Below are 12307 nucleotides of genomic sequence, written 5' to 3' on the forward strand. Positions count from 1 at the left end.
TGATTAAAACGGGGGCCAAGGTTGGGCCCCATTTTATTACCCTCTGTACCCGGCACTGTGCCGTGAGGAAACTGTCATGAAAGCACTCTCCAAACTCAAATCCGAAGCCGGCATCTGGATGACGGACGTCCCGGCTCCCGAGCTCGGCCACAACGATCTGCTGATCAAGATCCGCAAGACCGCCATCTGCGGCACCGACATGCACATCTACAACTGGGATGAGTGGGCCCAGAAGACCATCCCCGTGCCCATGGTGGTCGGTCATGAGTACGTGGGAGAGGTGGTCGCCGTCGGCCAGGAAGTACGCGGCTTCGCCATCGGCGATCGCGTCTCCGGCGAAGGCCACATCACCTGCGGCCACTGCCGCAACTGCCGCGCCGGTCGCACCCACCTGTGCCGCAACACCATAGGGGTCGGCGTCAACCGCCCGGGCTCCTTCGCCGAATACCTGGTGATCCCGGCCTTCAACGCCTTCAAGCTGCCGGACAACATTCCCGACGAGCTGGCCGCCATCTTCGACCCGTTCGGCAACGCCGTGCACACCGCCCTCTCCTTCGATCTGGTGGGTGAAGACGTGCTCATCACCGGCGCCGGTCCCATCGGCATCATGGCTGCCGCCGTCTGCCGCCATGTGGGTGCTCGTCACGTGGTGATCACCGACGTCAACGAATACCGGCTGGAGCTGGCCCGCAAGATGGGCGCTACCCGCGCCGTCAACGTGGCCAAGGAGAAACTCTCCGACGTGATGGACGAGCTCGGCATGACCGAAGGCTTCGACGTGGGGCTGGAGATGTCCGGCGTTCCCAGCGCCTTCCAGGACATGATCGACAAGATGAACCACGGCGGCAAGATCGCCATGCTCGGCATTCCCCCCTCCACCATGGCCATCGACTGGAACAAGGTGATCTTCAAGGGACTGTTTATCAAAGGGATCTATGGCCGCGAGATGTTCGAAACCTGGTACAAGATGGCCAGCCTCATCCAGTCAGGTCTGGATCTCAGCCCCATCATCACCCATCACTTCCACATCGATGACTTCCAGCAAGGCTTCGAAGCCATGGGGTCAGGCAAGTCCGGCAAGGTGATCCTGAACTGGGATTGATATGGCCTCAGCCGTGCCAGAACACCTGCCAGCAACGCGCTCTGGATGCCATGCACCCCGGGCGGGGCGACCAACTGGCAAGGTGAGCCGCAACGGAGATAAGTGAGTTTTTTTCACTGCTGACTGAAGAAACCCGGCGAAAGCCGGGTTTCTTTTTGCACTGGCCTGGCCTGCAGCCCCTCCCGCTGCAGAAACTTTGTTCGCAGATTGCTTAACACTTCACACACAAGCGTTTAAATGCTTGTAACTATTCGGTTATAATCCCGTCGTTTTCTAGGGATAATAAGAGCCTGCTGGGAGTACATGAGCGTGTTGAAAAAACTGAGCTATTTGCTGGCTGCCGGGATGGCGGCCGCCACCCTGTCCGGCGCCGTCTTTGCCGCCGATGAGATGTCGACGGAAGCCATCGCCGAGCGCATAGCCCCGGTCGGTCAGGTCTACACCGCCAAGGATCTGGAAGGCATTGCGACGGCCGCGGCCGCCCCTGCTGCTGCCTCGTCCGGTCCCCGTGATGGCGAGACAGTGTTCAAGGGCGCCTGCTTTGCCTGCCATGATACCGGCGCGGCCGGCGCGCCCAAGCGCGGGGACAAGGCGGCCTGGGAACCACGCATCGCCCAGGGGTTCGACACCCTGCGCAAGCATGCCATCGAAGGCTTCACCGGCAAGGCTGGCATGATGCCGGCACGGGGCACCTGCGCGGCCTGTAGTGACGAAGAGATCGAAAACGCCATTCACTACATGATCGACAAGCTCTAAGTGGTTGAAAGGGCTCCTATTGCAGCCCTTTCAATCCAATCACTTCCGACTACGCTTGTAGGTAAGTTTATTCGGGAGTATTGCATGTCAGTTCAGCCCCTCACACCGCCAGTTCCTCCCCCCTTGCTGGCGGTCGTTTCTTCCATCATGGATTTCCCCGCGCCCGGCATTGCCTCCCCTGAGGACTACGCCAGACTGGTAGTGCAGCTGGGCAGACTCTGCCCCCTGCAGCACTTTGCCATGCTGGGACTGGCCGATGGAGGCCTGCACTGGCTGTATGAACATCAGCTGCCCGAGGCGTTCAAGCAACAGCTGGGGCGTGAAGAGCCCCGTCTCACCGAACAGCTCACCCGGCTCGATGAACACCAGGGATGGTGCGTGCAGGCGGTGGAGCACTATGAGGTGCAATGGCTGCTGGCCCGCTGTGCCCCCGAACAGACCCCGACCCTGAGATTGCTGCTGGAGTGTCTGGCCAAGCGCCTGCACGAAACCCAGACCGGCATCCAGCTGGCGGGGCAGGCCTCCCCCCTCATGCAACGGGATCCCCAATGGCAGCAGAAGATTGAAAAAATCAGCCGTATCATGCGGTTGGCCCACAACCTGCCGCAGCATGCCCTGCTTTCCCAGCTAGAGGCCGTGCTGCGCCAGATGCTGGCCGTCAGTGACATGCTGCTGGTCCGCCTCGACAACCAGCGGCTGGAGAAACTCTATCCGATGCGGCTCGCCTACGATGACGACGTCATCAGGGCCCTGTGCCACAGCACCAACAGCATAGAGCGCAGCGCGGCCGGGTTGTTCTGGTACAGCCTGCCTCTGCGCCAGCAGCAACAGTATTTCGCCCACCTCATCATCAATACTGCCCAGCCCCTGGAGGCCGATGACAGGCTGTTCCTCGACTTCCTGCGCCACCAGTTGACCCTGCTGCTTGAGCTCAAGAGAGTCAGACAGCAGCTGGATGAACTCAACTCGGAAGAGTCCATCAACCAGCGGCTACAGCAGCTGCGCCAGACCAACCTGCGGCTGCAGAAACGGCTCAGACATCATCAGGAGCTGGAGCGGCGACTCCAGTTCAATGCACTGCATGACCCGCTTACCCAGCTGCCGAACCGGGCCCTGCTGATGAACCACCTTCACCATGCCATGACCCGTTACCGCCGTTACCAGACGGCCGGCTTCACCCTGATCTTCGCGGACGTGGATCATTTCAAGCAGGTCAATGACGCCCTGGGCCACAGTGCCGGCGACCAGCTGCTGCAGGAGCTGGCCAAGCGTCTGCAGAGCTGCATCCGGCAAAATGACATGGTGGCCAGGCTCGGGGGCGACGAGTTCGTCATCTACCTGGACAACAGCCAGCAGGAGGAGGACGTCAGCCCAGTACTCAATCGCATTCTAGGCCGCATCGCCCACCCATTCCGGCTACAGGGCAATGATCTGACCGTCACCGTCAGCCTGGGGGTGGCCAGCGTGTCGGAGCAGACCACGGACATCAGCGAGCTGCTGCACCAGGCCGATCTCGCCATGTACCAGGCCAAGCGCAATGGTCGCAGTCGCATCGTCATGTACTCCGACGCCTGCATGGAACACTCGGGCTCCCCAGAGGAACGGCTGTTCAGGGCATTGCGGGAAGGCAGGATAGTGCCCTACTTCCAGCCGGTGATCAGGCTGAAGGAGAGTCGCCTGGTGGGGCTGGAGGTGATGGCACGCTGGATCACCGAGGAGGGAGAACTGAAGGATGCCTTCGACTTCATTCCACTGGCCGAGCAGTGCGGCCTTATTCAGGATCTGGATCGCCAGATCCTACGGCGAACCTGCCAGCAGCTGAAGAGCTGGCTGCAGCTCTCGGACGGCGGCCGCTTCAAGATAGCGCTCAACCTGTCCGGCAAGCACCTGGCCAGCCGCGAGCAGATCATGGCGCTGGTCCACATCATGGAAGAGGAGGGGGTGATACCCGGCTACTTCATTTTCGAATTCAACGAGCGGGAGCTCTCCAGACAGAGTGCCGACTCCCTCACCTCGCTCCATGAGCTCAGGGCAAAGGGGATCCAGATCAGCCTGGATGACTTCGGGACCGGCTTCTCCTCCCTCAATGCCCTGTTCCACTTCCCGGTGGACTACATCAAGGTGGATGACAGCTTCACCCATCGCATGCTGAACTCCCCCAAGGACCTGGCGCTGATCCGCGCCATGCGGGACATCTGTCAGGATCTCGACTTTACCCTGGTGGTCGAAGGCATAGAGAACCAGCAGCAGTTGCAGAAGCTCATCGAGCTGGGCTGCGCCCTGGGACAGGGGCGCCACATCTCCCCACCTTTGCCAGGATCCGACATCATACCGCTGCTCACCCAGGCAGAGCCCCCGGCCAAGCCTTCACTCAATCCTTCTTGAACAGGGCCCTCAGGTTGGCGACCCCGACCTGCCCTTTCTGCTGGCGCTCCTCGGCCGTCACCTTCTTCTGGTTTTCCCACTCCAGATCGTCCTGGGGCAGCTCCAGCAGGAAGCGGCTCGGCTCGGGACGCACCGACTCACCATACTGACGCCGCTCCTTGCACAGCGTGAAGGTGAGTTCGGTCTGGGCCCGGGTGATGCCCACATAGGCGAGGCGACGCTCCTCCTCCACGTTGTCCTCGTCGATGCTGGTCTGGTGGGGCAGCAAGCCCTCTTCCATACCCACCATGTAGACATAGGGAAACTCCAGCCCCTTGGAGGCGTGCAGTGTCATCAGCTGCACCTGATCCGCATCGTCCTCTCCCTCGTTGCGCTCCATCATGTCCCGCAGGGTGAGACGGGTGACCACCTGGGCGAGCGTCATCGCCTCCTCCAGCTCGTCCCCCTCCAGCATCTCGGTGATCCAGCGATAGAGGGTGGAGACATTCTGCATCCGCATCTCTGCCGCCTTCGGGCTGGGGGAGGTCTCGTAGAGCCACTCCTCGTAGTGGATCTCCTTGATCATGTCCCGCACCGCCTCCACCGGGTTGCCCCGCTGCGCCTGATCACCGAGCCGCACCAGCCAGTTGGTGAAGGCCTGCAACGCACTCAGACCACGGCCGGAGAGGTGCTGCTCCAGCCCCAGCTCGAAGCTGGCGGCAAACAGGCTCTTGCCGCGCTGGTTGGCGTACTGCCCCAGCTTCTCAAGCGTGGTGGGGCCGATTTCCCGGCGTGGCAGGTTGACCACCCGCAGGAAGGCGGTGTCCTCGTCCGGATTCACCAGCAGCTTGAGGTAGGCCATGATGTCCTTGATCTCGGTGCGGGAGAAAAACGAGGTGCCGCCGGAGATGCGATAGGGGATGCGGTTGGTCATCAGCGCCTTCTCGAAGATGCGCGACTGATGGTTGCCCCGGTAGAGGATGGCGTAATCCTTGAACCGGGTGCGATTCATGAACTTGTGGCCCATCATCTCGGCGGCGATCCGCTCCGCCTCGTGCTCCTCGTTCTTGGCGAACAGCACCTTGACCGGCACCCCGTAGTCGAGCTCGGAGAAGAGCGCCTTGTCGAACACATGGGGGTTGTTGGCGATCAGTATGTTGGCGCATTTCAGAATGCGCCCCTTGGAGCGGTAGTTCTGCTCCAGCTTGATCAGCTTGAGGCTGGGGAAATCCTCGTTCAGCAGCACCAGGTTCTGCGGCTTGGCACCGCGCCAGGAGTAGATGGACTGGTCATCATCCCCCACCACTGTGAAGCGGGCACGCTCGCCGACGATCTGCTTCACCAGCTCGTACTGGCTGGTGTTGGTGTCCTGATACTCGTCGACCAGCAGGTAGCGGATCTTGTTCTGCCAGCGGGTACGCACCTCCTCGTTGTTCTTCAGCAGCAGGGTCGGCATCACGATGAGGTCATCGAAATCCAGCGCGTTGTAGGCCACCATCTGGCGGTGATAGCGCTCGTAGAGCTGGGCCATCAGCACCTCTTCCGGCCCCCGGGCGATGCGCATGGCCCGCGCCGGCAAAATGAGGTCGTTCTTCCAGTTGGAGATCTGGGTGATGAGGGCCGAGAGCTTGTCCTTGTCGTTGTCGAGCTCCGCCTCTGTCAATTCTTTCAGCAGCGCCAGCTGGTCGGTGTCGTCGAACAGGGAGAAGTTCGCCTTGAGGTTCAGGCTCTTGTGCTCGCGACGTATGATGTCGAGCCCCAGGGTGTGGAAGGTGGAGACCATGAGTCCCCGCGCCTCCTTGCGACCCAGAGTCTGGCCGACCCGCTCCTTCATCTCCCGCGCCGCCTTGTTGGTGAAGGTGACGGCCGCTATGTTACGGGCGTTATAGCCGCACTGTTGTACCAGATAGGCGATCTTGTTGGTGATGACGCGGGTCTTGCCCGATCCGGCACCCGCCAGCACCAGGCAAGGGCCGGAGACAAACTTGACCGCTTCGTTCTGATTGGGGTTGAGCTTCATGGGCCGGATCTCTTGGCTTATGATGAGGGGCGGCATTGTAACAGAGATCCCGCGGGCAGCCGAAACCGGACACAGGACCCCGCCACTTCGCCTTGTGTTTGCCCGTCATTTTCCGGATCATGGCCGACTTTTCCAGAGGAGATGAGGGGAGCATGAATCAGCAACAGCACGCTCAATTGCGTAGCCAGTTTCCAGCCCTGGCGCAGGAGGTGAACGGCCACCCTCTGATCTATCTGGACAACGCCGCCACCACCCAGAAACCCCAGGCCGTGCTGGACGCCATAGCTCACTACTACCGGGCCGACAACGCCAATGTGCACCGCGCCGCCCATGCCCTGAGCGGCCGCGCCACCCGCGCCTTCGAGGCAGCCCGCGAGACGGTCGCCCGCTTTATCAACGCACCTAACAGCCGGGAAGTGATCTGGACCCGCGGCACCACAGAGGCGATCAATCTGGTGGCCCACAGCTGGGGGATGAGCGAGCTCAAGGCGGGGGACGAGATCGTCCTCAGCACCCTGGAGCACCACGCCAACATAGTCCCCTGGCAACTGATTGCCGAACGCACCGGCGCCCTTATTCGGGTCATTCCGCTGGATAAGCGCGGGGATCTGGATATGGAGGCTTACCTGGCCATGCTGGGGCCGCGCACCCGACTGGTGAGCGTGGCCCATGTCTCCAACGCCCTCGGCACCGTCAACCCGGTGAAGGAGATAGTGGCGGCCGCCAAGGCGGTGGGTGCCCTGACCCTGATCGACGGCGCTCAGGCGGTTGCCCATCTCGAGGTGGATGTACAGGCCATCGGCTGCGACTTCTATGCCTTCTCCGGCCACAAGCTCTATGGCCCAACCGGCATAGGCGTGCTGTGGGGTAGAACCGAATTGCTGGAGCGGATGCCGCCCTGGCAGGCGGGGGGCGAGATGATCGACAAGGTCAGCTTCAGCGGCACCACCTTCAATACCCTGCCCTTCAAGTTCGAGGCGGGCACCCCCCATATTGCTGGCGCCATCGGCCTCGCCGCCGCCATCGACTTTATGATGGAACAGGACGGGGGCTCATTGGCCAGCCATGAAGCGGCGCTGACCGATTATCTGGTTGCCGGACTGCAACAGGTGCCGGGTCTGCGCCTCATAGGTGAACCGGCACAACGGGCAGGGGCAGTCTCCTTCCTGCTCGATGAGATCCACCCGCAAGATGCCGCCACCCTGCTCGACATGCAGGGCATAGCGCTACGGGTCGGCCATCACTGCGCCATGCCATTGATGGAGAGCTTAGGGATCGGCGGCACCATGAGGGCCTCGCTGGCCTGCTACAACGATCGGGATGATGTGGATGCCCTGCTGGCAGCCCTGCACAAACTCAGTGACTTCTTCTAAGGCAGACAACCGAATGAGTGACCTCGCAACCTATACCCGGATAGGCCTTGAGCCCAACGCCGACAGCATCCGCCAGCAGTTTGCTGCGGCCCACGGCTGGGAGAACCAGTACCGACTCATCATCCAGCTCGGCAGACAGCTACCCGTACTGCCCGCCGAGTGGCAGACCGAAGAGCACCGCCTGAAAGGCTGCGAGAGCCAGGCCTGGCTGAAGGGAGAGAAAAGCGAGGATGGTTGCTGGCACTTTTCCTGCGACTCCGACGCCCGCATAGTGCGCGGCCTCATCGTTATAGTGCTGGCGGCGCTTAACCACCAATCTGCTGAGGTTATTCAGGCCTTTGATATAGAAGCCTATTTCAGCGAGCTTGGGCTGGAGAAACACCTGAGCCCGTCACGGGGTAACGGGCTCAGGGCGATCGTGCTGGCGATCCGGGAACAGGCTGTTTAACCCACCTTGCTCAGTGGTCGATTAGGCTTCGCTAATCGACCCTACGGCTTCATTCCCTGCCTCTTTCTCGGCGCGAGCGCCCCGCTCGGCAATCTTCTTCAATACCCGGGAGGCCGCCACCAGACCGAAGGTCGCCGTCACCGGCGTCACGGCGCCGAAGCCGGAGGCGCAATCCATCTTCATGTTGCCGTCGCTGGCCGCCTTGGCCTGACAGGTACCGCCATTGCCATCGGGATAGCTCAACTGCTCGGTTGAGAAGACACACTCCACCCCGAATTTACGCGCCGGATTCTTGCTGAAGTTATGCAACCGGCGCAAGTCGGAGCGCACCTTGGCCGCCAGCGGATCCTGGATTGTCTTGGCCAGATCCGCCACTGTGATTTGGGTCGGGTCCATCTGCCCGCCTGCGCCGCCAGCTACTATCACCGGGATCTTGTTGCGCTTGCAGAAGGCAATCAGCGCCACCTTGGCCTTGACCGAATCGATGGCATCTACCACATAGTCAAACTCCCGCTTGATATGCTCTGCCAGGTTGTCGGCGGTGACGAAGTCATCCACCTCGATCACCTCGCAATCCGGGTTGATGGCACGAATGCGCTCGGCCATCACTTCTGTCTTGAGGCGGCCGACCGTGCCCTGCATGGCGTGGATCTGACGATTGGTGTTGGTGATGCAGATGTCATCCATGTCGATCAGGGTGATCTGGTTGATGCCGGCACGGGCCAGCGCCTCGGCCGCCCAGGAGCCAACTCCGCCAATCCCCACCACACAGACCTTGGCCTGACTGAAGGAGCCAAGAGCGCTCTGACCATAAAGACGGGCAATGCCCCCGAATCGCTGTAGATATTCTGCTTTCATACCACCACCTTGCTTGAGGGCGGCCATTATAGCGGCAACCACGGTCAGCGGCGATGATCGGGTGATAATGGTGTGGATACGAGGGGGAAATGAGTGCTGCGTCGGCATGCTTTAAACGAAAAAAAGCCCAGTCTTTCGACTGGGCTTTCTAAATAGTGGCGGAGCGGACGGGACTCGAACCCGCGACCCCCGGCGTGACAGGCCGGTATTCTAACCGACTGAACTACCGCTCCGCATTCGGTTAGCTTGCGCTAAATCTTTTGCCGCTTCTATGAGGTGTCATCCTCGCAGCCAGTGATGTGATGTTGCACATCGCTGTTTAATTGGGTGCCTGGCAGTGTCCTACTCTCGCATGGCGAATGCCACACTACCATCGGCGCTACCGCGTTTCACTTCTGAGTTCGGCATGGGATCAGGTGGTTCCACGGCGCTATGGCCGCCAGGCAAATAACTTCAATCTCGGAAAGCTGACGTGAGTAACGACATTCATCTTGGAAGATGGTCGCTATCACTGAATTTGAGTAGTTCGTTCATTCGCTACAAGGCCCAGAACACTTCTTGGGTGTTGTATGGTTAAGCCTCACGGGTAATTAGTATGGGTTAGCTCAACACGTCGCCGCGCTTACACACCCCACCTATCAACGTTGTGGTCTCCAACGGCCCTTTAGGACCCTCAAGGGGTCAGGGATGACTCATCTCAGGGCTCGCTTCCCGCTTAGATGCTTTCAGCGGTTATCGATTCCGAACTTAGCTACCGGGCAGTGCCACTGGCGTGACAACCCGAACACCAGAGGTTCGTTCACTCCGGTCCTCTCGTACTAGGAGCAACTCCCTTCAATCATCCAACGCCCACGGCAGATAGGGACCGAACTGTCTCACGACGTTCTGAACCCAGCTCGCGTACCACTTTAAATGGCGAACAGCCATACCCTTGGGACCGACTTCAGCCCCAGGATGTGATGAGCCGACATCGAGGTGCCAAACACCGCCGTCGATATGAACTCTTGGGCGGTATCAGCCTGTTATCCCCGGAGTACCTTTTATCCGTTGAGCGATGGCCCTTCCATTCAGAACCACCGGATCACTATGACCTACTTTCGTACCTGCTCGACCTGTCCGTCTCGCAGTTAAGCTGGCTTATGCCATTGCACTAACCTCCTGATGTCCGACCAGGATTAGCCAACCTTCGTGCTCCTCCGTTACTCTTTGGGAGGAGACCGCCCCAGTCAAACTACCCACCAGGCACTGTCCGCGAGCCCGATTCAGGGCCCTGCGTTAGAACATCAAACATACAAGGGTGGTATTTCAAGGACGGCTCCAGCGCAACTGGCGTCACGCCTTCAAAGCCTCCCACCTATCCTACACATGTAGGTTCAATGTTCAGTGCCAAGCTGTAGTAAAGGTTCACGGGGTCTTTCCGTCTAGCCGCGGGTACACCGCATCTTCACGGCGAATTCGATTTCACTGAGTCTCGGGTGGAGACAGCATGGCCATGGTTACACCATTCGTGCAGGTCGGAACTTACCCGACAAGGAATTTCGCTACCTTAGGACCGTTATAGTTACGGCCGCCGTTTACCGGGGCTTCGATCAAGAGCTTCGCTTGCGCTAACCCCATCAATTAACCTTCCGGCACCGGGCAGGTGTCACACCCTATACGTCCACTTTCGTGTTTGCAGAGTGCTGTGTTTTTGATAAACAGTCCCAGCCATCTGGTCACTGCGACTCCCAACTGCTCCATCCGCAAGGGACTTCACTGTCAAGAGCGAACCTTCTCCCGAAGTTACGGTTCTATTTTGCCTAGTTCCTTCACCCGAGTTCTCTCAAGCGCCTTGGTATTCTCTACCCGACCACCTGTGTCGGTTTGGGGTACGATGACTTGTAATCTGAAGCTTAGAGGCTTTTCCTGGAAGCAGGGCATCAATGGCTTCACCACCGTAGTGGCTTCGTCTCGTGTCTCAGTGTTGTGTCTCCGGATTTGCCTAGAAACACCACCTACGCACTTTCACCAGGACAACCGTCGCCTGGCCCACCTAGCCTTCTCCGTCCCCCCATCGCAATTACAAGTCGTGCAGGAATATTAACCTGCTTCCCATCGATTACGCCTTTCGGCCTCACCTTAGGGGTCGACTCACCCTGCCCCGATTAACGTTGGACAGGAACCCTTGGTCTTCCGGCGAGGAGGCTTTTCACCCCCTTTATCGTTACTTACGTCAGCATTCGCACTTCTGATATCTCCAGCATACCTCTCGATACACCTTCGCAGACTTACAGAACGCTCCCCTACCACTCACACATAAGTGTGAATCCGCGGCTTCGGTGCCTGGTTTGAGCCCCGTTACATCTTCCGCGCAGGCCGACTCGACTAGTGAGCTATTACGCTTTCTTTAAATGATGGCTGCTTCTAAGCCAACATCCTAGCTGTCTGAGCCTTCCCACATCGTTTCCCACTTAACCAGAACTTTGGGACCTTAGCCGGCGGTCTGGGTTGTTTCCCTCTTCACGACGGACGTTAGCACCCGCCGTGTGTCTCCCGGATATTACTTACTGGTATTCGGAGTTTGCATGGAGTTGGTAAGTCGGGATGACCCCCTAGTCCAAACAGTGCTCTACCCCCAGTAGTATTCGTCCGAGGCGCTACCTAAATAGCTTTCGGGGAGAACCAGCTATCTCCGAGTTTGATTGGCCTTTCACCCCCAGCCACAGGTCATCCCCTAACTTTGCAACGTTAGTGGGTTCGGTCCTCCAGTTGATGTTACTCAACCTTCAACCTGCCCATGGCTAGATCACCCGGTTTCGGGTCTACACCTTGCAACTAGACGCCCAGTTAAGACTCGGTTTCCCTACGGCTCCCCTATACGGTTAACCTCGCTACAAAATGTAAGTCGCTGACCCATTATACAAAAGGTACGCAGTCACCCCGAAGGGCTCCCACTGCTTGTACGTACACGGTTTCAGGTTCTATTTCACTCCCCTCACAGGGGTTCTTTTCGCCTTTCCCTCACGGTACTGGTTCACTATCGGTCAGTCAGGAGTATTTAGCCTTGGAGGATGGTCCCCCCATATTCAGACAGGATGTCACGTGTCCCGCCCTACTCGATTTCACATCAAGGTTGTTTTCGTGTACGGGGCTATCACCCTGTATCGCCGGCCTTTCCAGGACCGTTCCACTAACTTCCAAGAAGCTTAAGGGCTAATCCCCGTTCGCTCGCCGCTACTGAGGGAATCTCGGTTGATTTCTTTTCCTCGGGGTACTTAGATGTTTCAGTTCTCCCGGTTCGCCTCGTTGCACTATGTATTCATGCAACGATACCCAAGTTATCTTGGGTGGGTTTCCCCATTCGGAAATCTGTGAGTAATAGCGTCTCTTACCGACTTCTCACAGCT

General features: G+C 59.1%; 7 protein-coding genes, 1 tRNA gene and 2 rRNA genes (1 of these 10 only partly in view). 5 read left to right on the forward strand and 5 right to left on the reverse strand.

The genetic code is table 11. The features are described from left to right. The first annotated feature begins 76 nt into the window (after positions 1 to 76). The 3 genes from tdh (at position 77) to WIR04_RS20270 (ending at position 4243) form a co-directional block, all read left to right on the forward strand. Positions 77 to 1102: an L-threonine 3-dehydrogenase gene (gene tdh / locus WIR04_RS20260; protein ID WP_025325248.1), complete on the forward strand. Its 1026-nt coding sequence runs from the start codon at positions 77 to 79 to the stop codon at positions 1100 to 1102. Positions 1103 to 1405: 303 nt separating this feature from the next. After that, on the forward strand, positions 1406 to 1858 hold the full coding sequence (locus WIR04_RS20265; protein ID WP_005327368.1) for a c-type cytochrome: 453 nt from the start codon (positions 1406 to 1408) through the stop codon (positions 1856 to 1858). Between the two features lie 84 nt (positions 1859 to 1942). Further along, the gene (locus WIR04_RS20270) at positions 1943 to 4243 is read left to right on the forward strand and encodes a bifunctional diguanylate cyclase/phosphodiesterase (protein WP_338889356.1); all 2301 of its coding nucleotides are present in this window, start codon (positions 1943 to 1945) and stop codon (positions 4241 to 4243) included. Here the strand turns inward: WIR04_RS20270 and rep are convergent. Next, on the reverse strand, positions 4230 to 6242 hold the full coding sequence (rep, locus tag WIR04_RS20275) for a DNA helicase Rep (RefSeq protein WP_338889358.1): 2013 nt from the start codon (positions 6240 to 6242) through the stop codon (positions 4230 to 4232). The two genes, WIR04_RS20270 and rep, sit on opposite strands and share 14 nt — an antisense overlap. Positions 6243 to 6394: 152 nt before the next feature. Here rep and WIR04_RS20280 point away from each other — a divergent pair, with 152 nt between their 5' ends. Together WIR04_RS20280 and WIR04_RS20285 are read left to right on the forward strand one after the other, a co-directional pair. Continuing rightward, positions 6395 to 7615, forward strand: a complete 1221-nt coding sequence (locus WIR04_RS20280; protein ID WP_338889361.1) for a cysteine desulfurase — start codon at positions 6395 to 6397, stop codon at positions 7613 to 7615. Positions 7616 to 7628: 13 nt separating this feature from the next. Continuing rightward, a complete protein-coding gene (locus WIR04_RS20285; protein ID WP_338889363.1) occupies positions 7629 to 8063 on the forward strand; it encodes a SufE family protein in 435 nt (144 codons plus the stop codon). A 21-nt stretch (positions 8064 to 8084) separates the two neighbouring features. Here WIR04_RS20285 and tcdA read toward each other — a convergent pair whose 3' ends face one another. The 4 genes from tcdA to WIR04_RS20305 form a co-directional block, all read right to left on the reverse strand. Then, a complete protein-coding gene (gene tcdA / locus WIR04_RS20290) occupies positions 8085 to 8921 on the reverse strand; it encodes a tRNA cyclic N6-threonylcarbamoyladenosine(37) synthase TcdA (protein ID WP_338889366.1) in 837 nt (278 codons plus the stop codon). Positions 8922 to 9077: 156 nt separating this feature from the next. Beyond that, positions 9078 to 9154: transfer RNA gene (locus WIR04_RS20295), tRNA-Asp, on the reverse strand. A gap of 96 nt (positions 9155 to 9250) precedes the next feature. Then, positions 9251 to 9365, reverse strand: a 5S ribosomal RNA gene (gene rrf, locus WIR04_RS20300). 125 nt (positions 9366 to 9490) lie between these two features. Beyond that, positions 9491 to 12307 (reverse strand): 23S ribosomal RNA (locus tag WIR04_RS20305) (it continues 73 nt past the right edge of the window).

Source organism: Aeromonas rivipollensis, from assembly GCF_037811135.1.
Classification (GTDB): Bacteria; Pseudomonadota; Gammaproteobacteria; order Enterobacterales; family Aeromonadaceae; genus Aeromonas; species Aeromonas rivipollensis.

Bases quoted from the DNA above. Each gene is read 5' to 3' on its own strand.
- WIR04_RS20280 (WP_338889361.1), top strand. From the start codon at position 6,395: ATGAATCAGCAACAGCACGCTCAATTGCGTAGCCAGTTTCCAGCCCTG.
- tdh (WP_025325248.1), top strand. From the start codon at position 77: ATGAAAGCACTCTCCAAACTCAAATCCGAAGCCGGCATCTGGATGACG.
- WIR04_RS20265 (WP_005327368.1), top strand. From the start codon at position 1,406: ATGAGCGTGTTGAAAAAACTGAGCTATTTGCTGGCTGCCGGGATGGCG.
- WIR04_RS20270 (WP_338889356.1), top strand. From the start codon at position 1,943: ATGTCAGTTCAGCCCCTCACACCGCCAGTTCCTCCCCCCTTGCTGGCG.
- rep (WP_338889358.1), bottom strand. From the start codon at position 6,242: ATGAAGCTCAACCCCAATCAGAACGAAGCGGTCAAGTTTGTCTCCGGC.
- tcdA (WP_338889366.1), bottom strand. From the start codon at position 8,921: ATGAAAGCAGAATATCTACAGCGATTCGGGGGCATTGCCCGTCTTTAT.
- WIR04_RS20285 (WP_338889363.1), top strand. From the start codon at position 7,629: ATGAGTGACCTCGCAACCTATACCCGGATAGGCCTTGAGCCCAACGCC.